Source organism: Bartonella sp. 1-1C, from assembly GCF_002810325.1.
Lineage (GTDB): Bacteria > Pseudomonadota > Alphaproteobacteria > Rhizobiales > Rhizobiaceae > Bartonella > Bartonella rochalimae.
Map to the genome: position 1 here is coordinate 1,291,442 of NZ_CP019489.1, position 24,935 is coordinate 1,316,376.

At 40.0% G+C, this 24,935-nt stretch carries 25 protein-coding genes; 12 read left to right on the forward strand and 13 right to left on the reverse strand.

What is annotated here, in order from left to right; genetic code table 11:
- Positions 1-38: 38 nt before the first annotated feature.
- From pal to B11cv2_RS05805, 4 genes are all read right to left on the reverse strand, one after another.
- Positions 39-545, reverse strand: coding sequence for a peptidoglycan-associated lipoprotein Pal (gene pal / locus B11cv2_RS05790; RefSeq protein ID WP_100693705.1), 507 nt, complete (start codon positions 543-545; stop codon positions 39-41).
- A gap of 187 nt (positions 546-732) precedes the next feature.
- Positions 733-882, reverse strand: a complete 150-nt coding sequence (locus tag B11cv2_RS07165; protein WP_158521550.1) for a hypothetical protein — start codon at positions 880-882, stop codon at positions 733-735.
- Positions 883-1,069: 187 nt separating this feature from the next.
- Complete coding sequence (locus B11cv2_RS07170) at positions 1,070-1,219, reverse strand: hypothetical protein (protein WP_158521551.1); 150 nt, start codon at positions 1,217-1,219, stop codon at positions 1,070-1,072.
- Positions 1,220-1,429: 210 nt separating this feature from the next.
- Positions 1,430-2,125: a DUF1013 domain-containing protein gene (locus B11cv2_RS05805; RefSeq protein WP_100693706.1), complete on the reverse strand. Its 696-nt coding sequence runs from the start codon at positions 2,123-2,125 to the stop codon at positions 1,430-1,432.
- Between the two features lie 335 nt (positions 2,126-2,460).
- On the opposite strand from B11cv2_RS05805, the gene B11cv2_RS05810 reads away from it, so the two are divergent.
- Positions 2,461-3,210, forward strand: coding sequence for a YebC/PmpR family DNA-binding transcriptional regulator (locus B11cv2_RS05810; protein WP_035006562.1), 750 nt, complete (start codon positions 2,461-2,463; stop codon positions 3,208-3,210).
- 468 nt (positions 3,211-3,678) lie between these two features.
- Here the strand turns inward: B11cv2_RS05810 and rpmE are convergent, their stop codons facing one another.
- Entirely contained in the window at positions 3,679-3,900 is a 222-nt protein-coding gene (gene rpmE, locus B11cv2_RS05815; protein WP_035006561.1) for a 50S ribosomal protein L31, read from the reverse strand.
- A 188-nt stretch (positions 3,901-4,088) separates the two neighbouring features.
- Between rpmE and B11cv2_RS05820 the strand changes: the two genes are divergently transcribed.
- The gene (locus B11cv2_RS05820; RefSeq protein WP_100693707.1) at positions 4,089-5,945 is read left to right on the forward strand and encodes an ABC transporter transmembrane domain-containing protein; all 1,857 of its coding nucleotides are present in this window, start codon (positions 4,089-4,091) and stop codon (positions 5,943-5,945) included.
- 193 nt (positions 5,946-6,138) lie between these two features.
- Here B11cv2_RS05820 and B11cv2_RS05825 read toward each other — a convergent pair whose 3' ends face one another.
- The 4 genes from B11cv2_RS05825 to B11cv2_RS05840 all read right to left on the reverse strand — a co-directional run bounded on the left by B11cv2_RS05825 (position 6,139) and on the right by B11cv2_RS05840 (position 9,351).
- A complete protein-coding gene (locus B11cv2_RS05825) occupies positions 6,139-6,930 on the reverse strand; it encodes an inositol monophosphatase family protein (protein ID WP_100693708.1) in 792 nt (263 codons plus the stop codon).
- Positions 6,931-6,933: 3 nt separating this feature from the next.
- Positions 6,934-7,506, reverse strand: coding sequence for an elongation factor P (efp, locus tag B11cv2_RS05830; RefSeq protein WP_035006559.1), 573 nt, complete (start codon positions 7,504-7,506; stop codon positions 6,934-6,936).
- 130 nt (positions 7,507-7,636) lie between these two features.
- On the reverse strand, positions 7,637-8,671 hold the full coding sequence (locus tag B11cv2_RS05835; RefSeq protein WP_245406968.1) for a tetratricopeptide repeat protein: 1,035 nt from the start codon (positions 8,669-8,671) through the stop codon (positions 7,637-7,639).
- Between the two features lie 5 nt (positions 8,672-8,676).
- Positions 8,677-9,351, reverse strand: coding sequence for a thiamine phosphate synthase (locus tag B11cv2_RS05840; RefSeq protein WP_100693710.1), 675 nt, complete (start codon positions 9,349-9,351; stop codon positions 8,677-8,679).
- A gap of 102 nt (positions 9,352-9,453) precedes the next feature.
- On the opposite strand from B11cv2_RS05840, the gene B11cv2_RS05845 reads away from it, so the two are divergent.
- The 10 genes from B11cv2_RS05845 (at position 9,454) to tolB (ending at position 18,821) form a co-directional block, all read left to right on the forward strand.
- On the forward strand, positions 9,454-10,575 hold the full coding sequence (locus tag B11cv2_RS05845; RefSeq protein ID WP_100693711.1) for an OpgC family protein: 1,122 nt from the start codon (positions 9,454-9,456) through the stop codon (positions 10,573-10,575).
- Between the two features lie 195 nt (positions 10,576-10,770).
- A complete protein-coding gene (locus B11cv2_RS05850; protein ID WP_100693979.1) occupies positions 10,771-11,289 on the forward strand; it encodes a DUF1465 family protein in 519 nt (172 codons plus the stop codon).
- Positions 11,290-11,497: 208 nt separating this feature from the next.
- The gene (ruvC, locus tag B11cv2_RS05855) at positions 11,498-12,007 is read left to right on the forward strand and encodes a crossover junction endodeoxyribonuclease RuvC (protein WP_078674124.1); all 510 of its coding nucleotides are present in this window, start codon (positions 11,498-11,500) and stop codon (positions 12,005-12,007) included.
- Between the two features lie 715 nt (positions 12,008-12,722).
- On the forward strand, positions 12,723-13,370 hold the full coding sequence (gene ruvA / locus B11cv2_RS05860; protein WP_100693712.1) for a Holliday junction branch migration protein RuvA: 648 nt from the start codon (positions 12,723-12,725) through the stop codon (positions 13,368-13,370).
- Positions 13,370-14,452, forward strand: coding sequence for a Holliday junction branch migration DNA helicase RuvB (gene ruvB / locus B11cv2_RS05865; RefSeq protein WP_100693713.1), 1,083 nt, complete (start codon positions 13,370-13,372; stop codon positions 14,450-14,452). The genes ruvA and ruvB overlap by 1 nt, the downstream gene beginning before the upstream one ends.
- Positions 14,445-14,915 carry a tol-pal system-associated acyl-CoA thioesterase gene (gene ybgC / locus B11cv2_RS05870; protein ID WP_100693714.1) on the forward strand — a complete coding sequence of 157 codons (471 nt, stop codon included), beginning with the start codon at positions 14,445-14,447 and terminating at the stop codon, positions 14,913-14,915. The genes ruvB and ybgC overlap by 8 nt, the downstream gene beginning before the upstream one ends.
- Before the next feature lie 146 nt (positions 14,916-15,061).
- A complete protein-coding gene (gene tolQ / locus B11cv2_RS05875; RefSeq protein ID WP_100693715.1) occupies positions 15,062-15,775 on the forward strand; it encodes a protein TolQ in 714 nt (237 codons plus the stop codon).
- A gap of 11 nt (positions 15,776-15,786) precedes the next feature.
- Positions 15,787-16,239, forward strand: coding sequence for a protein TolR (tolR, locus tag B11cv2_RS05880; RefSeq protein WP_100693716.1), 453 nt, complete (start codon positions 15,787-15,789; stop codon positions 16,237-16,239).
- Positions 16,240-16,315: 76 nt separating this feature from the next.
- The gene (locus B11cv2_RS05885; protein WP_100693717.1) at positions 16,316-17,461 is read left to right on the forward strand and encodes a cell envelope biogenesis protein TolA; all 1,146 of its coding nucleotides are present in this window, start codon (positions 16,316-16,318) and stop codon (positions 17,459-17,461) included.
- Positions 17,462-17,498: 37 nt separating this feature from the next.
- Positions 17,499-18,821 (forward strand): Tol-Pal system beta propeller repeat protein TolB, encoded by a 1,323-nt coding sequence (gene tolB, locus B11cv2_RS05890; RefSeq protein WP_100693718.1) that lies wholly within the window; start codon positions 17,499-17,501, stop codon positions 18,819-18,821.
- 298 nt (positions 18,822-19,119) lie between these two features.
- Here the strand turns inward: tolB and B11cv2_RS05895 are convergent, their stop codons facing one another.
- The 4 genes from B11cv2_RS05895 to tkt all read right to left on the reverse strand — a co-directional run bounded on the left by B11cv2_RS05895 (position 19,120) and on the right by tkt (position 24,656).
- A complete protein-coding gene (locus tag B11cv2_RS05895; RefSeq protein WP_100693719.1) occupies positions 19,120-20,151 on the reverse strand; it encodes a class I fructose-bisphosphate aldolase in 1,032 nt (343 codons plus the stop codon).
- An 80-nt stretch (positions 20,152-20,231) separates the two neighbouring features.
- Positions 20,232-21,425, reverse strand: coding sequence for a phosphoglycerate kinase (gene pgk / locus B11cv2_RS05900; RefSeq protein WP_100693980.1), 1,194 nt, complete (start codon positions 21,423-21,425; stop codon positions 20,232-20,234).
- A 220-nt stretch (positions 21,426-21,645) separates the two neighbouring features.
- Positions 21,646-22,653, reverse strand: a complete 1,008-nt coding sequence (gap, locus tag B11cv2_RS05905) for a type I glyceraldehyde-3-phosphate dehydrogenase (RefSeq protein ID WP_100693720.1) — start codon at positions 22,651-22,653, stop codon at positions 21,646-21,648.
- Entirely contained in the window at positions 22,650-24,656 is a 2,007-nt protein-coding gene (tkt, locus tag B11cv2_RS05910) for a transketolase (RefSeq protein ID WP_100693721.1), read from the reverse strand. Before tkt ends, gap begins: the two co-directional genes overlap by 4 nt.
- Positions 24,657-24,935 lie beyond the last annotated feature (279 nt).

The following is a 24,935-nucleotide window of genomic DNA, read 5'->3' on the forward strand; positions in this document are numbered from 1 at the left end:
TCAAGACCACTGACTGGCCTCTTTCAACCCTTTATCTATTAATAACTTCCGGTATTATTAACGACCAAAACAGCACGCCGATTTTGGTTCCAACAAGAGATGTTATCACAAACTGCTACAGGTCTTTCTTTTCCGTAAGAGATCGTATTCATTCGTTGGGAAGAGACACCCAAAGAAATGAGATGATCACGCACCGCAACAGCACGACGCTGTCCAAGAGCTAAATTGTACTCGCGTGTTCCACGTTCATCGGCATGACCTTCAATCGTAATAGAATAGTGCGGATAACGGAGCAACCATTCTGCTTGACGGGCTAAAATATATTCAGCATCCGATTCAATAGAAGAGGAATCTAAACTAAAAAAAACACGATCCCCAACATTAACAGTGAAATCTTGTGACGAACCTGCCTGTGCATTATTGTACCCAGACTGACCGAGAGAATTTGTTGCATCAATACTTTTTTTGCCACAACCGATCAAAGTTAATAACAAACAAAAAACTATCGTAAGTGGATAGTGAACAACATTTCGAAAAGAGTTCATAAACCAGTTCTCCTTAATTTTTAGCATCATCATGAACAGAAAGAAATGAGACGACCATGCACCGCAATAGCACAGTGTTATCTAAGAGCTAAATTGTACGCACATGTCCCGCATTCATCAGCATGACCTTCAATCATAACAGAAGAGTACGGATAACAACGCGATCTCCAACATTAACAGTGAAGTCTTATGACAAATCCGCTTGGACACTCTTGTAACCAGAATGACTGGGAGAGTTTTCTGCACCCATATCTTGTCTCGTACAACCGATCAAAGTTAATAACAAACAAAAAACTATCGTAAGTGGATAGTGAACAACATTTCGAAAAGAGTTCATAAACCAGTTCTCCTTAATTTTTAGCATCATCATGAACAGAAAGAAATGAGACGACCACGCACCGCAATAGCACAGTGTTATCTAAGAGCTAAATTGCACACACATGTCCCGCATTCATCAGCATGACCTTCAATCATAACAGAAGAGTACGGATAGTGACGTGATCCTCAACATTAACAGTGAAGCCTTATGACAAATCCGCCTGGACACTCTTGTAACCAGAATGACTGGGAGAGTTTTCTGCACCCATATCTTGTCTCGTACAACCGATCAAAGTTAATAACAAACAAAAAACTATCGTAAGTGGATAGCGAACAACATTTCGAAGAGAGTTCATAAAACAGTGCTCCTTAATTTTTAGCATCATCATAAAAAGATGCCTTTCTTTTCACAATCTTTCCGAAAATAAAAGTTTATCCTCTTTTATTTTCTCTTTTTTCTCCCCTCTTCCCACGTTTTTCACTGAATGTTTCGCCTCCTTTTCTTTCTAAAATGCTTTTTTTCAATTTATCTAAGATTTTCTGCCTCACTTATACAGCTTTGCTTATTATTCTTGTTCTTCCTCTTGAGATTTTGTTTGCAGAGCGTTGAGTTTAGCAAACACAGTATCAGCATCGAGATTTTTGTCAAAAGTTTTTTCAAGTTCACTCTCATCAAGAGCAACATTTTCCGTCACCGATGTAGGGAGTAAAGTTTTGTCTCCCTCCACGGGCAAAGGAAGATTTTTTGCTGCTCGCTGCAATTCAAAATCCAAATCAATTTGCGAACATAACCCTAATCCTACCGGATCAAGAGGAACTAAATTATTACTGTTCCAATGGGTTCTATTACGAATTTGCTCAATCGTTCCTTTGGTCGTGCCAATCAATCGAGCGATTTGCACATCTTTTAATTCAGGATGATTGAGAATCAACCATAAGACACCATTTGGACGATCTTGACGCCGAGACAAAGGAATATAGCGCGCCCCTTTGCGTTTAACTTGAGGAACGCGCACTTTTGATTCAGAAATTTTTAATCGCGCCGTTGCATCTGCTTCAACACGTGCAATTTCACTCCGTGTTAACTGACCAGAACTAATAGGATCCAAACCTCTAATTCCGTGTGCTGCTTCACCATCAGCGATTGCTTTGACCTCCAACACATGCAATTGACAAAACTCCGCAATCTGATCAAAAGAAAGTGCTGTATTATCGACTAACCAAACAGCTGTTGCTTTAGGCATCAAAAGTTGCGTTGACATATTTATTATATCCTTTTATCGACCTCTTTTCGAGGCAAGTTATTGCCCACTCTGAAACTTTGGAGCGCTATGACCTCTCATCATAGAAGACTTTCACTCCTTCTAATAAGATGAAATACAAAACAAGTCACTTAATGATTATGAAATCATGATCTTTATACCCTGATTTTTGCCCCACGACAAGAGATCTCTCTTAATAACAATCATGATCAGAATGTCTTTACCTTTGAGAAGAATTTTTTTATAAAGACTTTCTTTATTCTCTTTCATTCTTTTTATGATACATTTATTCTTCAAAGAGGAAATGTTTGATCATCCAAACAAAAAGGTAAGCCATGGCAGGCCATTCACAATTTAAAAATATTATGCACCGTAAAGGACGCCAAGATGCAATGCGTTCAAAAATATTTTCCAAACTTGCGCGTGAAATTACGGTTGCAGCCAAACAAGGCTCTCCTGACCCAACAATGAATCCACGTTTAAGACTCGCGGTTCAAAATGCAAAAGCACAATCAATGCCGAAAGATAATATTGAACGCGCAATTAAAAAAGCTTCAGGGAGTGATGTCGAAAATTATGATGAAGTCCGCTATGAAGGATATGGTCCCGGCGGTGTGGCTGTTATTGTTGAAGCCTTAACCGATAACCGAAATCGTACGGCTTCAAATGTCCGTGCTGCTTTTACAAAATCAGGAGGCGCCTTAGGAGAAACAGGCTCCGTTAGCTTTATGTTTAATCGCATTGGTGAAATTATTTATAAATTTGAATCTGGAACCGCAGACACTATTATGGAAGCAGCCATTGAAGCAGGAGCTGAAGACGTACAATCGGAAGAAGAAGGAGGCCACCATATTTTCTGTGCCTTTGAGGATATCGGTGAAGTTTCGAAAATTCTTGAAACCACACTTGGCGAAGCAGAATCCATCAAAACCATTTGGAAAGCAACCACCCTAGCACCCATTGATGAAGAAAAAGCGCTTTCTGTTTTACGTTTAATTGCAACCTTAGAAGAAGATGATGATGTGCAGAATGTTTATGCCAATTTTGACGTTAGTGATGAAATTTTAGCAAAATTGTCAGCATAATCTTTTATTCCGTTCCTTATTGACGGAAATTTCATAGGAAAAAAAAGAACGAAAAGGAAAAAAGAAGCAAACATCCTGTTTGAAAAAGAATCTTCACTTGTTAAGGAAGGATTTTTATTTGACCTCTTTAAATGCAGAGAGGCTTTTTTCTTTTATTTTCTGAAAACAGCATTGCCTTTGTTTTTCACACGCAGAATTTTCAGCACTTTTTCTTTATTCTAGAATTTTTTATTTCTTTGTTCTATAATTTTTTTGATCGAGGATTAGGATTCTTGAGTTTTTCACTTATTTTTGGGATTCTTCAAAGATCTTTTACGCTGCTCTGTCAAAATAAGGCTTTCTTCATCTAAAGCCTTCCCTTTTGACTTAAGCAATTAAGTGCGTCCTATTTTTTTGCAAAAAAGACACAGCTCTCTTTAAGAGCTCTTGCAAAGCGCATACAATTTATACCGCATATTCCTAAAAATTTTAGAAGCCAAGGCCCCCAAAGCGATTCTTAAACTTAGAAACACGCCCATCACGATCGACAAATGTTTGCGACCCTCCAGTCCAAGCTGGATGGCTTATCGGATCAATATCCAAATTCAGGGTATCCCCTTCTTTGCCCCATGTTGAACGCGTCACATATTTGGTTCCATCAGTCATCACAACATTAATCATGTGGTAATCAGGGTGAATATTGGGTTTCATACGACAAACTTTCTATTTCCACACAACGAAGTAGCACTTTATGTATTTTTTAAGTGCGCTCTCCTTGTCTTTTTGATACACTCATTCAATTAAAATTTCAATAGCTGAGCACACATCAAAAAACAAGTATTCAAAATGTTTGAATTTCTTAAAATTTTATTGTCAACCCAATTAAGATACAAAATCCCATGCAATTCCTGAATCTCTCAGAAAAATCTAAGAAGCCTTTAAAAGCGAAATATTCTCTTTCTTTATTATCCAGTTTTAGCCCTTATATAAAGCGCTACAATTGGCTTATACTTTTTGCTTTTCTGTCTTTATTGGTTGCGGCTTTCGTCACTCTTGCGTTACCTGTTGCCATTCGTCAAATGCTCGATCACGGTTTTTCAGCTCCAAGCCATGGCAAGATTCATTTCTATTTTGGTATTTTATTTATCTTAGCTTTACTGCTCGCCCTAGCTTCCGCCATTCGTTACTATTGTGTTATCACATTGGGTGAGCGATTCATTGCTGATTTACGGCGTGATGTTTTTCAGCATATTCTGCACCTTTCTCCTGATTTTTTTGATCATGCCCATTCAGGAGAAATTGTTTCACGTCTTTTAACGGATACAACCCAAATAAAATTAGCGGTAGGATCGACAACCTCGACAGCATTGCGTCATCTCATTGTTGTGATTGGGGCCATTATCATGATGATCATCACAAACACTAAACTCTCCTTATTAGTTTTGATTTCCATTCCCCTGATTGCAATTCCCCTGATTATTTTTGGACGCAAAGTACGCACACGCACACGCACAACGCAAGACCGCTTGGCAGAAGCCAATGCTTTAGCCTCTGAACAGGTAAGTGCCATTCGCACAGTGCAAGCTTTTACAGCCGAAAAAGATATCTCTGAGCGTTTTTCAACACTGATTGAACGTGTTTTTCAAACCGCCCGTGTTTCTGTGATTCTTCGTTCTTGCTTCACGGGCTTTATGATTTTTCTGGTTTTCAGTAGCATTGTCGCTATTTTGTGGATTGGATCACAGGATATTTTGCATGGCACCATGACAAGCGGAACTCTCGGCCAATTTGTTCTCTATGCGGTTTTTGCAGCAACAACCTTTACACAATTATCGGAGACTGGTGCAGAATTAGTGCAAGCAGCAGGAGCAGCAGAACGCCTTGCTGAATTATTACAAAAGAAACCCACTATTACAACACCTGCATCTCCTTTATCGCGTGCTCTTCCCATTCAAGGGTCTCTTATTTTTGATCGTGTTCATTTCAGCTATCCTTCCAGACCAGAAAAAAAGATTTTTCGTGATTTATCTTTTTCTATCAAGGCAGGAGAAACTGTTGCTTTTGTTGGCCATTCAGGTGCAGGGAAAAGTACTCTTTTTTCCCTTATTCTGCGTTTTTATGATCCTATCAGTGGTCGAATCAAGTTTGACGGCATTGATATTAACCGCCTTTCCCTTCACGATTTACGTTCTTCGATTTCCTATGTTCCTCAAGAAATCGATATTTTTGAAGGAACAATTCGCGAAAATATAGCCTTTGGTGCTCACAATCCTGATCAAGAACAAATTATTGCTGCAGCCCAAGCAGCCAATGCATCTGAATTTATCGATTCCTTACCAAAGGGCTTTGACACCCAAGTAGGCGAAAGAGGCATCACGCTTTCAGGGGGACAAAAACAACGCATTGGTCTTGCACGAGCGATCTTGAGAAATGCTCCTCTCCTATTATTGGATGAAGCAACATCAGCCTTAGATGCAACGAATGAAAAGCTGGTACAAAAAGCCTTAGATGAACTTATGAAAAATCGCACAACTCTGGTCATTGCTCACCGTTTAGCAACAGTCTTAAAAGCAGATCGTATTCTTGTAATGGATCAAGGCTCTATTGTTGAAGAGGGAACGCACACACAATTGATTGAGAAAAATGGAATTTATGCCCGTTTAGCTAAACTGCAATTTTCGCCTGAACAAACTTCACAAAAAATGAAACCAAACAAATCTCAAGAAAATAAAAAAAGAAAATCCTCAAAAAAATAAAGTCCAAAACCTCAAACTAAAGAACTAAAGAATATGTACCAACTGATTTGTGCTTCCCTTCAAACAACGCTGGTCAATCCTCAAACGAAAAAGAAAACCATCCCCACTTTTCTCACCAGACATTTACTTTTCGTAAAGCCTCGCTTTTCTTTCTTCTGTAAAAGACTGCTTTCCTCTGTAAAAAGTTTGTATTTTACGTTCCTTTTTTGAGGATTTTTCGTAATTGGGTGTGAATAATCTCATTACCAGCAACAATATTTTTTTTATCAAAAATATCTTGCCCGCCGTCTTTATCGCTTACAAATCCACCTGCTTCACGAACCATCAAAAGTCCAGCGGCCATATCCCAAATTTGAAGATGATTTTCCCAAAAGCCATCGACCCTTCCAGCGGCCACATAAGCCAAATCAAGAGAAGCAGCTCCGAAACGACGAATTCCAGAAACTTCAGCAATTACATTGCGTAATTCCACTAAGTAATTTCCGTGATTTGGATATCCCAAATGAGGTAACCCTGTAGCGATGATACAATGTTCCAATTGGCGTCGTGCTGCGACACGACAACGGCGATCATTGAGAAAAGCCCCACAGCCACGTTCAGCAGTAAAGAGCTCATCAAGAATAGGATTATAAATAACACCAGCGACGATCTGCCCTTGACGTTCTAAAGCAATTGAAACAGCAAAAAAAGGAAGACCATGTAAAAAATTTGTTGTTCCATCCAAAGGATCAACAATGAAACGATGCTGAGAATCTTCTCCGATAATTTCCTGAGACTCTTCCATCAGAAAGCCAAATTTTGGTCTTGCTTTGCTCAATTCAGTAAAAATAATTTTCTCAGCTTTATAATCTGCTCGGCTTACATAATCTCCTGGGCCTTTCAAAGACACTTGCAGATTTTGAATTTCACCATAATCACGCACCAAAGAACGGCCAGCTTTTATAGCGGCCTGCACCATAATATGCATGATTGCAGAATGAGCCATCTCTTATCCTTTTTCATTTGCACGACGTACATAACTCAACTCATTGGTATCCACAACGATACGCTCTCCTGAATTAATGAAAGGAGGAACAAGAATACGAATTCCATTTTCAAGAACGGCTGGTTTGTAAGAAGAGGTAACGGTTTGTCCTTTGATTGCGGGATCAGCTTCAGCAATGGTTACAGTTACTTGATCAGGCAGAGATACCCCAATGGGTTTTTCTTGGTAAAGCTCTACAGTCACGGTCATTCCATCGTTTAAGAAAGCGGCACGCTCGCCAACGAAATCTTTTTGCAATTCGAGCTGTTCGTAGGAAAGTGAATCCATAAAAACCAAAACATCCCCTTGCTGATAAAGAAAAGTAAAATCTTTTTGTTCGAGTCGCACTCTTTCAACGGTTTCAGCAGCACGAAATCGTTCATTCAGTTTTGTACCATCGATTACATTTTTCATTTCAACCTGATTAAATGCACCTCCTTTCCCTGGTTTAACGGCATTACATTTCACAACTGCCCATAAACCTCCTTGATGTTCAATCACATTGCCAGGTCGAATTTCATTTCCATTAATTTTCATTGTTCATCTCCAATTTGATGATAACAGAGGAGACCTCTTATTTTACTTTTTGCAAAAATCATTGTGTTATTGAATATATGAATATTTTACACTACCATAAAACTTTAGTTTAAATGCTTTCTAAAAATTATTAGATCAATCTTTTTGCTTGCTGCACTGCTCTCTGTAATTGAGCTCTATCCATTCCTTCAATCATGGTTTCAAGATCGGGAATTTTTACTTTTTTGCCTTTTGCAATCAAATACCACGCAGCAGCCATAACGCGATCCTCGGTTGTCCCAACCCCATCGCGATAAAGCCTTGCCAACTGAACCTGTGCAATCACAATATTTTTATTTGCATTGTCGAAAAACAAATTAAAAGCACGTTGAAAATTCTTTTCTCCTCCACGTCCCTGCAGCAACCATTGTGCCAAAATAACCTGAGCCATTAAATGTTTATTTTGTGCTGCAGCTTCCAAAAGTCTACGCGCATTACCATCATTTTTGGGAATTGTAAAAGTCCCTACAGAAAGAATTTTTGCAGCAGCGAAAGCCGCTTCAGGATCTCCAAGAGAAGCCCCTTTTAAGAACCATATCAACGCCTGTTCTATACTCTCATTTTCTTGAGTTTTTATATCACTCTCTTTTACATCATCCTTTCTGGATGCTTTGTTTTCCTGCAATGCTTTATAAAGGTGAATTTGCCCAGCATAAAAATAAGCTTCTCTAACACCAGCATGCATTGCTTTTTGAATGAATTCTTCGGCAAGATTTATATTTTTTTCGATGAATTTTCCATCAAATAACATCAAACCATAACGGAGCTGTGCTTGTGGGTCTCCTTGGTTTGCAGCGCGTTCAAACCACAAAGCGGCCTGTTTTCCATCAACAGGTCCGACATATCCTTCCAGATACATTCGCCCTAACAAAGTCTGAGCAATTGGATCATTTCGTTCGGCACGCATGAGCGCGGCACGAAAAGCTTTTACATAATACCCTTGGGTGTAATAATCATAGGCTTCATCATATTGACCGACTTCTAAAGGCATCACAATCTTTTGATTCTCTTGAATACTTTGAGAGAGATCTACAACTTGCTCTTCCTGTTGAGCCTGTGAAGAGCTTCCAAAAGATATCACTAATGCGATTGTTCCCAGAATAAATACCCCATAAAATTTACTCATGACTTTTACCTCTCCGTCCGTAGAAAAACGTTTTGACATTTTTCTTTTATCATATCAAGCACCCTAAAAGGATCATCATGCATAAAAATCATTTCTTCCACGGCAATAAATTCACAAGCGGTTTCCAAAGCTTCATCAAAAAATGCATATTCACTTCCCGCTTGAATAATGGCAGGAGTATTCATAATTTCTGCCCACCATTGTGCTAACTGAATATTTCGAGGATGAGAACGAGGTTTTTTATCAGCACCTAATTTTCCAAAGAGCAAATAATCAACCCCTGCTTCAGCGACAACCATTGCAGAGTGGCGAGTCTGCAAATTTCCACAACCAATTATTTTTTTTTCTTTTTTCAAGCTTTCGACAACTGTAGAAAGATTGAAATGGCTTTCTAAATGCAAACCATCAGCCTTGATCCGTCCGACAACACGGCTTTGCTCAGCAATAATCAAAGCTGCACCATTCTGCTGAATATCATGAGCATAAAGGTGTCCACTCTTTTGCAAATGCTCTTCCCCCATTTTTTCCCCTTGCGAATCATACAAAATAACGCAAGCAAAAGATTGCGTTTGCAAAATCTGACGAAATAAAACAGGATTGAGTGTACGACAAACATCCACTGTCAAAATCAACTGAGGGGAAAGACATTGCACAATTGATTCACTTTTTTGTTTTGTCATCCTGCATCTTTCAATATTGTACTGCACGACTCACACTTAAAAACCATTTTATGGTCATGCTCTTTTAAAAACAGACTCTTTTTGATACTTAGGAGCTCCTTCATGACATGTTCCAGAACTTCTTCTCATCACAATCCACAGGCTCCCCGTGATACACGGATTGATGTTTGTCGTTCTTTAGCGCTGTTGACGATTTTCATCAACCATATTCCTGGTACATTCTATGAACATCTCACCCATAAAAACTTTGGTTTTTCTGATTCAGCTGAGATATTTGTCCTTCTTTCAGGTGTTTCGCTTGGACTTAGCTTTCACGCGCGCTGGTATAAACTGCCCTTTTCTTCTCTGATAAGCAAACTTTGGCGCAAAGCTTTTCGCCTTTATAAAGCATATCTCTTTACTACTTTTGTCACCTTAGGTCTTTTTTGGGGGGCTTTTTCCCTATGGCATTTAGAGAAATTCACCTCTATGAATAACGTAGGATTATTTTTTACAGAACCTTTTCTGGCATTTTTGAGTATTTTAAGCTTTGGTCATCAACTTGGCTATAATAATATTCTTTCGCTTTACGTTGTTTTCATGATTTTAGCGCCTTTTATGCTTTATTTGAGCTGTCAACACAAGGGGCTTCTTCTTTTCACCTCCTTCACTCTTTATGTTCTCTGTGGCCTTTATAGGATTGCACCCCCTTCTTATCCTCTTCAAGGTCAGTGGTTTTTAAATCCTCTTTCATGGCAATTTCTCTTTGTTATTGGCCTTACAACGACTCTCTTTCTTAAAGAAAAGAAAGCGATTCCCTTTCGCCGCCTTTTATTGACATTCTCTATCATTTATCTTATTTTCTCTCTGTTATGGGTACGCTTAAACTGGTGGGGAAGTTTTAGTTGGCTTAGTTGGTCTTCCCCCTTAATTAATTTCAATAAGACTTTTTTAAGCCTCCCACGTCTGTTACATATTCTTTCCTTATCTTCTTTGCTTGTTTGTGTTCCTTGGGTGCATCAAAATCTTCATGTTTCAACACGACATCCCTTAGCGATTTTAGGAAAACAGAGCTTACCGGTTTTTGTAACTGGAACTCTTCTTGCTATGTGTGGACAGATTTTAAAAACGGCAATGAGTAGTACATTTATATGGGATAGTTTTTTGATCATGAGTGGTCTCTGTCTTCAATTTATGATTGCTTATTATTATGAAAACAAAAGCGCGCCTTCCGCTTCACTGTAAAGAAAAACATAGAAACCCTTCTTCTCAAAGCTCATTAACCTTAGCCTAAAAAGAACATTGCACAACAATACTAAAAAAGGTATTTACTGTTCTCTAGGAGGCATTTTAAAAAAGAAATTTCTGTTCTGTAGTGTTATTTTTTAAATGTTCCCGAAATTGTTCTAATTTTGGAGTATAGTTGGAGTATAGTAGGTGGTGAACGTACATGAGCGTCCACACAATCAAGCTATTGTCATGATTGAACACAATGCTTTTGAAAACGTGTTTAATCGTCTTTATGAAGAAACAATGGCCCTGATTGAAGAGACAGCAACTTATATTGATACAGAAGGTCGCTTAGTTGCCCGCGATCTTTCGATAGAGCTCTCTGAAATTTATGGGAAAGAAGCGATGTATTTGAGTACACGTTTAATGCAAATTGCTTCTCAGCTTTTGTTGATTCGAGCCGAGCGTGAAGGGGAAATGTCGCCGGAACAAATTCAAAAAGAGATCGCAAAAGTCTCTCTTTCCACCCCATCTCTTGAATCAAAATCTGCACACTGGAAAGAATTGCCAGAAGTTTTTCGTCACTTTGTCAAACGCTCGCTTCGACTAGAAAAAAGAATGCAGCATATGAACTATGATAAAAAACACACTTCTTTACAGACTGTATCCCAAAACAATCCAGTCAATAAACAACTTCAATTGCTTAAAACAGCCTTTCAGCGCCTTTAAGCACTTTCGCCCTCAATGCTCTCTTAGACTTTCTTCTGCTATTTTTCTCTATAAAGGCCTTTAAAAAGAAAAAACAATTTTTTTAAAGTTATATTTTCGTCTTTGTTTTCAAATATTTTTGAACTTTCTTTACTTTATATTTCCTTCTTTTGTTCTATTCGTTAAATCCATCTATTAAAATACTAAGAAATCAAATAAACTGGATTTTATGGTAGACACGATTCGCATCATAGGGATTGATCCTGGACTTCGGCGTACAGGATGGGGAGTGATTGATCTATGTGGCAATCATCTTCATTTTGTAGCATCGGGAACACTTCACTCTAATGCGCAGAATGACCTTGCTTCTAGACTATGCGAACTTTATGAAGGGCTTTCAAAAGTTGTCCATCAATTTATGCCCCATGAAGCAGCTGTTGAACATGTTTTTGTCAATAAAAATGCTGCTGCCACTTTAAAACTTGGTCAAGCCCGTGCTATTGCACTCCTTGTTCCTGCACAAGAAGGTCTTCCCATTTCCGAATATGCTCCGAATAAAGTCAAAAAATCAGTTATTGGTGTTGGGCACGGAGAGAAAGAGCAAATTCACATGATGGTGAAAATTCTTCTCCCTCGAGCTGAATTTGATAGCAGTGACGCAGCCGATGCCCTAGCCCTTGCCATTTGCCATAGCGCTCACCACACAAATCCCTCTTACCGCCTAAAGGCAAGCGCATGATTGGGAAACGCAATACACCCCTAGCCCTTGCCATTTGCCATAGCGCTCAACACACACATTCCTCTGACCCCTCTACAGGCAAGCGCAGGATTGGGAATTGCGATACACCCCTAACCCTTGCCATTTGCCATAGCGCTCAACACACACATTCCTCTGACCCCTCTACAGGCAAGCGCATGATTGGGAAACGCAATACACCCCTAGCCCTTGCCATTTGCCATAGCGCTCAACACACACATTCCTCTGACCCCTCTACAGGCAAGCGCAGGATTGGGAATTGCGATACACCCCTAACCCTTGCCATTTGCCATAGCGCTCAACACACACATTCCTCTGACCCCTCTACAGGCAAGCGCAGGATTGGGAATTGCGATACACCCCTAACCCTTGCCATTTGCCATAGCGCTCAACACACACATTCCTCTGACCCCTCTACAGGCAAGCGCAGGATTGGGAATTGCGATACACCCCTAACCCTTGCCATTTGCCATAGCGCTCAACACACACATTCCTCTGACCCCTCTACAGGCAAGCGCAGGATTGGGAATTGCGATACACCCCTAACCCTTGCCATTTGCCATAGCGCTCAACACACACATTCCTCTGACCCCTCTACAGGCAAGCGCAAGATTGGGAATTACGATACGCCCCTAGCCCTTGCCATTTGCCATAGTCCTCAACACACAAGTCCCTCTAAACGTTTAAAGGCAAGCGCATGATTGGGAAACTCAAAGGCATTCTTGAACATATTTTTAGCGATCACATTATTCTCGATGTGCAGGGTGTTGGATATATTATTTTTATCCCTAACCGCCTTCATTCTTCTTTACCAGCCATAGGTGAAAGTCTCAGTTTATTCATCGAGACCCATGTCCGTGAAGAAGCAATACGGCTTTTTGGCTTTGCAACAAAATCTGAACAAGAATGGTTTTGCCTTTTGCAAAATGTCCCAGGTGTTGGTGCAAAAGTTGCATTGGCAATTTTAGGATCCTTATCCGTTAATGAACTCACCCAAGCAATTACCCTCAACGATATTGCAACGATCAGTCGTGCTCCAGGCGTTGGCAAAAAAGTCAGCGAAAGAATTGTAAGCGAACTCAAAAACAAAACGCTTCAGTTTTCTAAAGAAGACAATAAGAATCCTGCTTTTTCGTCTTCTTTGACTTTTTCTTCAGAAGAGGAGTATCAGCCAACCAACGATGCTTTATTAGCGTTAATCAAGCTTGGTTTTGATCATGACAAAGCAACCACTGCTTTAGCTTCCGCTGTTTCTGCTCTTAAAGGAGAAACAGTTTCCTCAGCACTCCTTGTTCGCCATAGTCTCAAACTTCTTTCCTCACAAAATCAAGGGAACAATGCATAATGCATAAAGATGATTCTCAGCGCCTTCTCGGATCTATCCCTCTTCCTAACGATCCAGATCGCTCCTTAAGGCCTCAAACCCTCGATGATTTTATTGGTCAAGAAGCTGCCCGTGCGAATTTAAAAATTTTTATTGAAGCAGCGCGGACACGACATGAAGCCTTAGATCATGTCTTATTTGTTGGACCTCCTGGTTTAGGAAAAACAACACTTTCGCAAATTATGGCAAAGGAATTAGGTGTTAATTTTCGTTCAACTTCAGGACCTGTCATTGCCAAAGCAGGTGATTTGGCAGCTCTTTTAACCAATCTAGAAGAGCGAGATGTTCTTTTTATTGATGAAATTCATCGTTTAAACCCAGCTATCGAAGAAATTCTGTATCCAGCCATGGAAGATTATCAACTTGATCTTATCATTGGAGAAGGTCCTGCGGCTCGTTCAGTCAAAATTGACTTAGCTAAATTTACCTTAGTTGCGGCAACAACACGTTTAGGATTGCTGACCACCCCTTTACGGGATCGTTTTGGCATTCCCATCCGATTAAATTTTTATACCATCGAAGAATTAGAATACATTGTTCAACGAAACGCGCGTCTTTTTTCGGTTCAGATCAGTGATGACGGCGCTCATGAAATTGCGCGCCGTTCCCGTGGTACCCCCAGAATTGCAGGGCGTCTTTTACGACGTGTCTGTGATTTTGCTTTAGTCAAAAAGGCTGAAAAAATTGATCATAAAATTGCTGATGAAGCTCTTTCACGTCTTGAAGTTGATCATCTTGGACTTGATCCTTTAGACCGCCGTTATCTCATCCTCATTGCGCAAACTTTTTTAGGAGGGCCGGTCGGTATTGAAACAATTGCTGCAGCTCTTTCAGAACCGCGTGATGCAATTGAAGATATCATTGAACCTTACTTGCTTCAACAAGGCTTTATTCAACGAACAGCACGTGGGAGGATTTTAACAGAAAAAGCTTGGACACATTTAAGACTTTGTCCGCCCACAACAGCAGAATCAATCAAAAAGGTTTCTTCATCAACGAAGACGTCTTCTCAATCTTCCTTGTGGGAGCAAGACAATGAATAAAACCACATCTTTGATACAATCGCCTTCTTCCTCTTCTCATACTCTTCAAACACGAATTTATGTGGCTGATACGGATTTTTCCGGTGTTGTCTACCATGCACGTTACCTTGAATTTTTAGAAAGAGGACGTTCAGAATTTCTGCGTGATATGGGATTTAACAACAATGAATTACTCTCGGATAGCCAAGGGGAGAAATTGTTTTTCGTCGTCCGTCATATGGACATCACCTTTTCCAAACCAGCCACGCTTGATGATCTTTTGACCATCAAAACATCCCTGCAAAGCATTCAAGGGGCGCGCTTTTTCATGAATCAGATCATTTTGCGCGATGAAATAATCTTAATTAAAGCAAAAGTTGAAATTGCCCTCATTAATCAAGAAGCAAAACCGCGCCGTTTACCTAAGAATCTCTCCTCTGCTCTTTTAAAAAGCGATCTTGGACCAGACGTCCTTAAAGGGTAAACTGCTCTTGGAAGAAAATAAAGAAACTTTTTAGACATTTTTGCTAAAAAAACGCAACTTTGTTTTGTCAAATTTAGAAACTATAAAACAATATGCTGTAATGGACTGTAAAGAAATGAATCTTTCATTGAAGAGGTTAAAAGATCATGGAACAAGTAGAATTTGCAAGTCCAGAGACAATAGGAATATTAAGCCTATTTATGCAAGCCAATTGGATTGTAAAGGCTGTTATGATTGGGTTAATCTTTGCCTCTATATGGAGCTGGGCTATTATTTTTGATAAGATCGTTTCTTATCGCCGAATACGGCGAGATATCCATCATTTTGAGCGAAATTTTTGGTCAGGAAAATCTTTAGACGACCTTTACACCACCTATAAAAGCCAACGAAATAACAGTATGTCAATTGTTTTTCTTGCTGCAATGACGGAATGGAAAAAGTCACTCTCAAAAGGATTGCCCACACCTTTAAGCCTCCAATCTAGAATTGATAAAGCAATGGATCTAACCTTAGGCCGTGAAAGTGTAAAAATAGAATCACGATTAGGCTTTTTAGCAACTCTTGGATCTGCAGGTCCTTTCATTGGTTTATTTGGAACCGTTGTTGGAATTATGAATTCATTTCTTTCTATTTCTGCCTCTCAAAATACATCGCTAGCAATTGTAGCTCCAGGCATTGCAGAAGCACTTTTAGCCACTGCGATTGGTTTGTTTGCAGCCATTCCCGCTGTAATTGCTTACAACAAATTGATAAGTGAAAGTGGACAGATTATAGCAAAAATAGAAAATTTTGCTGATGAATTTTCGACAATTTTGTCACGGCGAATTGATGAAACAACATCCAACAATTCATCCTTATAAAGAGGTGTGCTATGGGATTATCTGTTGCTTCTTCCGCTCACAAAACGACACGTAGACGGCGCCGTTCACGCACTTCTTTAATGAGCGAAATTAACGTTACACCTTTTGTCGATGTTATTCTCGTTTTGCTGATTATTTTTATGGTATCCGCTCCTCTTTTGGTAAACGGTGTTCCTCTTGATCTCCCCCACAGCCAAGCAGGGCCCGTACAAATGGAAAGCACACCCTTAACGGTTTCGCTTGATGCCGAAGGGCGTTTAGCTATCAATCAAAACTACTACGATACAAAAGAAGCTTTGATTGCTCATCTCAAAGGCCTATTAGCCGAGGATCCTACGCAGAAGAACAAACGTATTTTTGTCCGTGCCGCCAAAACTGTTGAATATCAACAAGTTTTGCAACTTTTAGCACATATTCAAAAAGCAGGTTTTTCGCAGGTTGCTTTGGCCAGTTTAGGACAATAAAATTCTCTATAAACTATTGCATTATCTATCTCAAAACTCCGTGCAAGAGTAAAAAACAAAACAGCAAGGCATACAAATGGAACAAGGCTCTCATCACGGCATGAAGAAAAGTTTAACTTTATCATTTGCACTGCATTTCATTCTTTTCAGCTGGGGAATAATACACTTCACTCCCTCTTCTCCTTTCATGCAACATCCCTTAGAAATCGCTCCGATTACTTTATCTTCTCTTGACCAAGAGCTTTCTGTTCAAGAGGGCTCATCAAACGCTCCCCCGCTTGAAGACTCTGCTCGCAAACCAACGAAACAACCACAAGAAAAAGAAGATGCGCATCATTTTGGTGAAGGAACGATGGATCTTCAAGCGCCCTTTCAGCCAAAAGAAAAAGTGCAATCTATGGATGCAACACCTTCTTCTTTTGGACAACAAGATGCATCGGATATCCCTGAAACATCCCTAAAAACGCAAAATTTGACAACAACAGAAACCTTACTCCACCCAGGACCAGAACTGACAAAGAATGAAATGAAAACACCGCCACAAAAACCGGAATCAACGGACCAAACAGTTCCTCCAACAGCTTTAGAACAAACAAAGCCCGAAGATCCTCTTCAGAAAATACTAGAAGAACTTACTGAGGAAAGCCCTCATGAATCAACACCAACAATGACGCTTCCAGATACTATTCCTATTCCATCGTTTAAACCAAAGGAAAAGCCGGTTGATCCTTCTCATCTTCAAAAGGTACAAAAATCTCCTCCTAAAGGAGAACAAACAATTGAAGACATTTTAGCAATGGAAAAAACACAGCTTATCAATCGTACAAAAACCCAAGGGGGAGGTGCAAAACGTTCCAACAAACCAGAAGCTTTAGGTGCGCAAAAAAATATTGGTGATTCCGAAAAAAAAGCACAAACACTTGTTAATATTGTAGGCACCTGTATTCAACAAAAGCTCAAACTTGTTGCTATCGGAGGGAGGTTGAACAATCGCCCTGTTGTGCGTTTACAATTTTATTTAAATAATAATGGAAATGTGATAGGCGAACCAAAGATTGATCCCCTCAAAGGTGAAGAAAGTCAGCTTGCTATCATGACACAACAAGTTTATGCTGCTGTTTTTTCGTGCCAACCCTATGAAAATCTTCCCCGTGATCAATATAATTTATGGGGACAAGGTTTTGATTTTAATGTTGATCCTTTTCAAGAAACAGCACCATAAAACAACAGTTTTTATATAAAGAAAGGATGAAGACCACATGACTGTGATAAAACGTATAATTTCTTCCTTGTTTTTTTTCAGTGTATATTTATGGTTTTCCGGTTTTTCATCTTCATATGCACAGCTGAAAGGCACAATTGCAAAGGCTGATTTTAACCCCATTCCCATTGCCGTCGCAGATTTTGTTTCTCACGACTCATTAGGCATTAAAATTGCAGCTGTCGTTGCAGCAGATCTAGAAAGATCAGGACTTTTTTTCCCCCTGCAGAAATCTTCTTTTCCTGAAACAACACCTAATCCCGATCAACAACCAAACTTTCCTGATTGGAAAAAAATAAACGCTCAAGGGTTAGTTACAGGAAAAATTTATAGAGAAACAGATGGACGGCTTAAAGTTGATTTCCGTTTATGGGATGTTGCAGGGAAGCGACAAATCAAAGGACAACGCTTTTATACAGCAACGGAACGCTGGCGCCGTGTTGCCCATATGATTGCAGATGAAATTTATAGTCAAATGACAGGTGAAAAGGGCTATTTTGATACCCGCATTGTCTTTATTGATGAAACAGGACCACAGAATGCGCGTATCAAACGTTTAGCGATTATGGATCAAGATGGAGCAAATTTAATCTATCTTTCCGATGGCAGTGAACTTGTCCTTACGCCACGTTTCTCTCCTAAGCGACAAGAAATCACTTATATGGCTTATGGGAAAAACAAAACACCTCATGTTTATCTCCAGCAAATGGAAGTAGGACAAAGAGAATTGATCGGAAGCTTTGATAACATGACCATTGCTCCCCGCTTTTCTCCGAATGGACAAAAAGTTATTATGAGTTTGTTACAAAACGATGGAAGTGCTAATTTATATACGATGGATTTACGCACACGGAAAATGACCCGTTTAACCGCAACTCAAGCTATTGATACATCAGCCTCTTATTCACCAGATGGCACTAAAATTGTTTTTGCCTCTGATCGAAATGGAAAACAGCAAATTTATACGATGAACATAGATGGCAGTGATCTCCAACGTATTTCTTCGAATGAAGGAAGCTATTCCACGCCTATTTGGTCTCCGCGTGGGGATTATATTGCGTTCACAAAACAATTTCAGGGTCAATTTTCCATTGGTGTGATGCATCCTGATGGAAAAGGCGAGCGTATTTTAACAACAGGTTTCCATAATGAAGGTCCTACATGGGCACCCAATGGCCGAGTACTAATGTTCTTTCGTCAAAATCCAGGAGAAGGCTCAAAAATTTACACAATTGATATTACCGGACGCAATGAACGCCTCTTGCCCACCCCAAATGATGCCTCTGACCCAGCATGGTCTCCTCTCCTCAATATGCAATAAAAACGATAAAAAACAAATAAAGAGACTATTGCCTTTTAAACTCTCAAAACTACCTTTACGGTCTGCAGTCTTCTCTTTATACGCAACGGATTGTATCAGTGCTATTTCGGTCAGACAAATTCCCCCGATCAATACTGCTCAAACCATAAATCAGGTTATTTGCTAAGGCATATATTTCTTGAAGAAAAGAAAAAAAATACAGCTTTATGCACCTAAAACCCCTGTCTATTATTTCATCATAACGGATAGAGGCTAAAGAAAATCTAAAATCTATTTTTATCTTTTATTTATTTTTAATTTATAAACAAGACTGTTCTTGCTCTTTTGTCCACTGTCCTAAAGCCGCCAAATGGTTCATGCGCGCGCGATGATAAAAAGCCTTTTGTGCCGCAGCACTTTGTTCGGCTTTTCCACCCCATGCTTTCAAAGCTGCAGCTTGTAGCGCACGTCCATAAGAAAAAGTCAATTTCCAAGGCAATAAACCAAAACTATTCATAGCAGACAAATGCGCTGTTGCTTCTTCATCGGATTGCCCTCCAGAAAGGAAAGCAATTCCTGGAACAGCAGCAGGAACAGTTTGTTTCAGAACACGAACTGTCTTTTCAGCGACTTCATCAACGGAAGCCTTGCGTGCATCCTTGCCATCAATGACCATATTAGGTTTTAAAATCATGCCTTCCAAAAGAACACGTGCTTGAAATAATTCTTCAAAGACTCTTTTTAAAACTATTTGTGTTACTTCAAAACAGCGAGCAATTGAATGCTGACGCGACGGACCATCCATTAAAACTTCAGGCTCCACAATTGGCACGAGTCCAACTTCCTGACACAAAGCAGCATAGCGTGCCAAAGCTTGAGCATTTTGATTGATTGCACCCCTTGTTGGCAAAGAATGTTCATCAATTGCAATCACCGCACGCCACTTAGCAAAACGCGCACCCAAAGCATAATAATCCTTCAATCGCTCACGCAGACCATCCAATCCTTCTGTAATTGTTTCCTGAGGAAAAGCAGACAAAGGCTTAGCCCCTGTATCAACTTTAATGCCTGGCACAGCACCAGTATGACGAATGAGATCTGTTAACATTTGCCCTGTTGACGCTTTTTGACGAATTGTTTCATCAAATAAAATCACACCAGAAATAGCCATTTCCATTGCTTCTTTTGCTGAAAACAACATTTCACGATAAGCCCGACGATTTTCTTCGGTAGATTCGACACCAATGGTTTGGAATCGTTTTCCAATCGTTGCTGTACTTTCATCGGCTGCTAAAATGCCTTTTCCCGGACGAACCAAAGAAACTGCAATATCTTCAAGACGCTCATTCATAATCAAGCTCCTCTTTTTTCCACGCTATAAAATCAATAACCGATCAGCCCATTTGCTGAAGTCATCGGATACTTTTCCCTTCATACATGCTGAAGAGCGAGAATTCCAGGAAGACCTTTCCCTTCCATCCATTCTAAAAACGCCCCACCTGCTGTTGAAAGATAGGTAAAATCATTGGCAACACCTGCGTGATTTAACGCAAAAACTGTATCTCCTCCTCCAGCAATGGATACCAATTGTCCCTGCTGACTGCGTTCTGCAACATACCGTGCAACTGTCACCGTTCCCTGATCGAAGGGAGACATTTCAAAAACACCAAGCGGACCATTCCAGACAAGCGTTTTTGCCTTATCAATTGCTGCTTGAATATGTGCAATAGAACGAGGACCAATATCCAAGATCATTCCTTCTTCAGGAATATCCTCAAGAGCATAACACTGATGCGGTGTTTCTTTTTCGAAATGAAATCCAACAATGACATCCAAAGGTAAAAGGAGTTTACAGTGATTTTTCTGTGCTTTCTCAATGATTTCTTTTATTGTTGTCATCAGCGTTTTTTCACACAATGATTGACCAACAGAAACACCTTGTGCTGCTAGAAAACTATTGGCCATACCACCGCCAATAACCAAATAATCAACCTTTTCAACCAAATGATTAAGAACAAAAAGCTTACTAGAAACCTTAGCCCCTCCAACAACCGCTACCACTGGGTGCATCGGACGATCCAAACCCTTTTCTAATGCCCGCAATTCTTTCTGCAACGCCCTCCCTGCGTAAGAAGGTAAGAGATGTGTAATCCCTTCTACTGAAGCATGTGCACGATGAGAAACAGAAAAAGCGTCATTCACATAAAGGTCCCCATTGTGCGCTAAAGCTTGAGCAAAAGAAGGATCATTCTTTTCTTCTCCCGGATAAAACCGCACATTTTCAAGCAAAAGAATTTGCCCCTCTTGTACTGTATTGACCGCTTTTTGAGCGACCTCCCCTATACAATCACTTGCAAATAAAACCGGCTGATCTATGATTTTTTCGAGCACCTCAACGACAGAACGCACGGTCAATTCTGGAACAACTTGTCCTTTGGGACGACCACAATGAGACAATATAATAACCTTAGCCCCGCGCTTTTGAAGTTCAACAAGGGTGTCTTTATGGCCTTCAATCCGAGTTGCATCACACACTTTCCCATCCAATATAGGAACATTAAAATCCACCCGCACCAGCACGCGTTTTCCTGTTACATCAACATCATCGAGTGTCTGAAATTCCATAACTATTTTCTCTTCTTCTTTATCCTTGAAAACACTCTTCTTTCCTTTGGCGTGCACTTTTAGCTCACTGTTCATCAGTTCTTTATATATTCAAAGCCTTCATAGCACTCCTTCACCATTTTTCTTGCGATAAAATATTTTTTGATGCTCCTCAAAAACATCAGATTTTTTTCAAAACACCCTCTTTTTTATGCGACAACAAGGATCAAAAATCCTTCTTTCACAATGTTTTGGCAAAAGCAACAGCCGTATCACTCATCCGATTTGAAAAACCCCACTCATTGTCGTACCAAACCAAAACGCGACACAATGTTCCATCAATCACTTTGGTTTGATCATTCTGAAAAATTGCTGAATGTGGATCATGATTAAAGTCACTACTCACAAGTTTTTCCTCTGTATAATCCAAAATTCCTTTTAGAGATCCTTCAGCAGCCATCCGAATAGCCGCATTAATTTCTTCAACAGTCGTAGAACGCTTAGCAGTAAACGTTAAATCCACAACAGAAACATTGGGTGTTGGAACCCGCAGTGACACACCATCTAACAAACCATTTAGTTCTGGTAAAACTAATCCCACTGCTTTAGCAGCTCCTGTTGATGTGGGAATCATAGAAAGAGCTGCAGCACGCGAACGATAAAGATCTTTATGCATTGTATCTAAAACAGGCTGATCACCGGTATAGGAATGAATCGTTGTCATAAACCCTTTTTCGATTCCAATTGCTTGATGAAGCACTTGTGCAACGGGAGCCAAGCAATTCGTTGTACAAGAAGCATTCGAAACAACACGATGCTCTTTGCTCAATGCCTGATGATTGACTCCGTATACTACGGTTAAATCAGCCCCTTCAGAAGGTGCAGAAACCAAAACACGCTTTGCCCCTGCATCTAAATGAAGACACGCCTTATCACGCGCTGTAAAACGCCCCGTACATTCGAGAACAATATCAATATCTAAAGACTTCCATGGTAATTGTGCCGGATCACGTTCAGCGATCACTTTAATCGCACCACATCCAACATCCAAACTATCCCCCACCACCTTCACAGGAGCAGGAAAACGCCCATGAATGGAATCGTAGCGTAATAAGTGAGCATTTGCTTCCACCGATCCTAAATCATTAAGCGCCACAATCTGAATATCTTGGCGTTTTTTTTCAACGATAGCCCGTAAAATATTACGTCCAATCCGTCCAAATCCATTAATTGCAACGCGAACACTCATATCATTACTTCCTTATTAATCTCTTCAAGTTTTTCTTTAACAATTGCCACCACAGCCTCACAGGTAATGCCAAAATGCCCATAGAGGGCATCACCTGGCCCACTAACTCCAAACCCCTCCATTCCAACAAAGACTCCATCACAGCCAATAAAGCGCTCCCACCCTTGTTGAATAGCTGCTTCAACAGCAATTTTAATTGGAGCATCACCAATGAGTGCCTTTTGATACGCTGCAGATTGTTGTGCAAATAATTCAAAGCAAGGAACAGAAACCACCCGTGTTGGAATCCCACTTTCTTCTAAAACAGAGTGCGCTTTGACAACAATATGTACCTCTGAACCAGAAGCAAAGAGTGTAACTTGAGCATCATCACTGGCTGTTAATAATTCATATGCCCCGAACATACAGAGATTTTCTTTTGTATATTCTTGACGGACAAGAGGTAAATTTTGCCGACTTAAAGCCAAAGTAGAAGGTGTTTTTCTTGCCTTTAAGGCCAATTGCCAACATTCGAGTGTTTCAACAGCATCCGCTGGCCGGAAAACAAAATGATTTGGCAGCGCACGTAATGTTGCTAAATGTTCTACTGGCTGATGAGTAGGACCATCCTCACCCAAACCGATTGAATCATGGGTCATGACATAAATAACCCGTAATCCCATAAGAGACGATAAACGCATTGCAGGACGCATATAGTCTGAAAAACATAAAAAGGTCCCACCATAAGGAATAAAACCACCATAAAGTGCAAGACCATTCATCATTGCACCCATAGCATGTTCACGAATTCCATAATGGAGATAGCGTCCTGAAAAATCCTCTGCAGAGATAGCCTTCATCTGACTTGTTTTGGTATTATTAGATCCGGTAAGATCAGCAGAACCACCAATTGTTTCCTCAACAACCTCATTGATAGCTTCGAGCACCATTTCAGAGGCCTTACGGGTCGCAACAGCAGGGCGATCAACAACCAATTTTTGTTTATAAGCATCAACAACATTTTCAAAATTTCCGATTAGATCACCACGCATCAACCTCTCAAATTCAACCCGCTCTGCAACAGATAAAGCAAGAAATTTCTCTTCCCATTTTTTTCGTTTTTTTGCAGCATTCAAACCAGCCAAACGCCAGCCATCAAGAATATCAGCCGGAACAACGAAGGGTTCTTCTTTCCATCCCAAAGCTTTACGGGTTGCATCAATTTCTTCTGCTCCTAAAGGAGAGCCATGAACCTTATTCGTTCCACCTTTATTAGGCGCTCCAAAACCAATCGTTGTTTTACAAGCAATTAACGTTGGTTTACAAGAAGCTTGTGCCGCTTCAATAGCCCGCGTTAAAGCAGCTTGGTTGTGCCCATTCACTTTGATAGTATTCCAGCCAGATGCTTTAAAACGCGCTATTTGATCTGTACTATCGGTTAATGAAATAGCCCCATCGATCGAAATATCGTTATCATCCCAAAACACAATCAGCTTATTGAGTTTTAAATGTCCTGCTAAGGTTATCGCTTCTTGAGAAATCCCTTCCATTAAACACCCATCTCCTACAAGAGCATAAGTATAATGGCAAATTAACTCCCCAAAACGTGCATTGAGCAAGCGTTCTCCCAATGCCATTCCAACAGCATTCGCAAGCCCCTGACCGAGAGGACCAGTTGTTGTTTCAACCCCAGCGACATGTCCATATTCTGGATGACCAGCAAGCTTAGATCCTATTTGGCGAAAATTGCGCAAATCCTCACAAGAGACATCCTCGTAACCAGAAAGATACAAGAGAGCGTACAGCAACATTGACCCATGCCCTGCAGATAAAACAAAGCGATCGCGGTTAGGCCAATGCGGATTTTTGGGATCATAGGCTAAAAATTTTGTGTAAAGAACAGTAACAATATCCGCAGCCCCCATTGGTAAACCGGGATGACCAGAATGAGCAGCTTCAATTGCATCAATAGCAAGAAAACGAATGGCGTGGGCCATTTGATTTTGTTGTTCGTTATTTGTCATAAATAATAGACCACTTTTTTGTAAAATTTACTTTTATCTTAATCATTCTTTACGCCGTTCTTATGCCGGTTAATTCTTAAAATACGCGCATACTTTACACCTATACCTCATATCAACCAAAATAACATCCTTCCTTATCATCATCCTTATGCACACCACACTTCTGCCTATAATGTCAAATAATCCAGTTTTTAATTCACATCAATCTTCTGCTTTGCTTGCTAAAATAACCTATATCTTTAAAAATGAAAAAGATGCAAAAAGAATATAAGTGATTCG

Bases quoted from the DNA above. Each gene is read 5' to 3' on its own strand.
- tolR (WP_100693716.1), top strand. From the start codon at position 15,787: ATGGGATTATCTGTTGCTTCTTCCGCTCACAAAACGACACGTAGACGG.
- B11cv2_RS05825 (WP_100693708.1), bottom strand. From the start codon at position 6,930: ATGGCTCATTCTGCAATCATGCATATTATGGTGCAGGCCGCTATAAAA.
- B11cv2_RS07170 (WP_158521551.1), bottom strand. From the start codon at position 1,219: ATGAACTCTCTTCGAAATGTTGTTCGCTATCCACTTACGATAGTTTTT.
- B11cv2_RS07165 (WP_158521550.1), bottom strand. From the start codon at position 882: ATGAACTCTTTTCGAAATGTTGTTCACTATCCACTTACGATAGTTTTT.
- ruvA (WP_100693712.1), top strand. From the start codon at position 12,723: ATGATTGGGAAACTCAAAGGCATTCTTGAACATATTTTTAGCGATCAC.
- B11cv2_RS05895 (WP_100693719.1), bottom strand. From the start codon at position 20,151: ATGAATGAGCGTCTTGAAGATATTGCAGTTTCTTTGGTTCGTCCGGGA.
- rpmE (WP_035006561.1), bottom strand. From the start codon at position 3,900: ATGAAACCCAATATTCACCCTGATTACCACATGATTAATGTTGTGATG.
- pal (WP_100693705.1), bottom strand. From the start codon at position 545: ATGAACTCTTTTCGAAATGTTGTTCACTATCCACTTACGATAGTTTTT.
- B11cv2_RS05805 (WP_100693706.1), bottom strand. From the start codon at position 2,125: ATGTCAACGCAACTTTTGATGCCTAAAGCAACAGCTGTTTGGTTAGTC.
- ruvB (WP_100693713.1), top strand. From the start codon at position 13,370: ATGCATAAAGATGATTCTCAGCGCCTTCTCGGATCTATCCCTCTTCCT.
- B11cv2_RS05820 (WP_100693707.1), top strand. From the start codon at position 4,089: ATGCAATTCCTGAATCTCTCAGAAAAATCTAAGAAGCCTTTAAAAGCG.
- B11cv2_RS05885 (WP_100693717.1), top strand. From the start codon at position 16,316: ATGGAACAAGGCTCTCATCACGGCATGAAGAAAAGTTTAACTTTATCA.
- B11cv2_RS05840 (WP_100693710.1), bottom strand. From the start codon at position 9,351: ATGACAAAACAAAAAAGTGAATCAATTGTGCAATGTCTTTCCCCTCAG.
- tkt (WP_100693721.1), bottom strand. From the start codon at position 24,656: ATGACAAATAACGAACAACAAAATCAAATGGCCCACGCCATTCGTTTT.
- B11cv2_RS05845 (WP_100693711.1), top strand. From the start codon at position 9,454: ATGACATGTTCCAGAACTTCTTCTCATCACAATCCACAGGCTCCCCGT.
- tolQ (WP_100693715.1), top strand. From the start codon at position 15,062: ATGGAACAAGTAGAATTTGCAAGTCCAGAGACAATAGGAATATTAAGC.
- pgk (WP_100693980.1), bottom strand. From the start codon at position 21,425: ATGGAATTTCAGACACTCGATGATGTTGATGTAACAGGAAAACGCGTG.
- B11cv2_RS05835 (WP_245406968.1), bottom strand. From the start codon at position 8,671: ATGAGTAAATTTTATGGGGTATTTATTCTGGGAACAATCGCATTAGTG.
- ruvC (WP_078674124.1), top strand. From the start codon at position 11,498: ATGGTAGACACGATTCGCATCATAGGGATTGATCCTGGACTTCGGCGT.
- B11cv2_RS05810 (WP_035006562.1), top strand. From the start codon at position 2,461: ATGGCAGGCCATTCACAATTTAAAAATATTATGCACCGTAAAGGACGC.
- tolB (WP_100693718.1), top strand. From the start codon at position 17,499: ATGACTGTGATAAAACGTATAATTTCTTCCTTGTTTTTTTTCAGTGTA.
- efp (WP_035006559.1), bottom strand. From the start codon at position 7,506: ATGAAAATTAATGGAAATGAAATTCGACCTGGCAATGTGATTGAACAT.
- ybgC (WP_100693714.1), top strand. From the start codon at position 14,445: ATGAATAAAACCACATCTTTGATACAATCGCCTTCTTCCTCTTCTCAT.
- gap (WP_100693720.1), bottom strand. From the start codon at position 22,653: ATGAGTGTTCGCGTTGCAATTAATGGATTTGGACGGATTGGACGTAAT.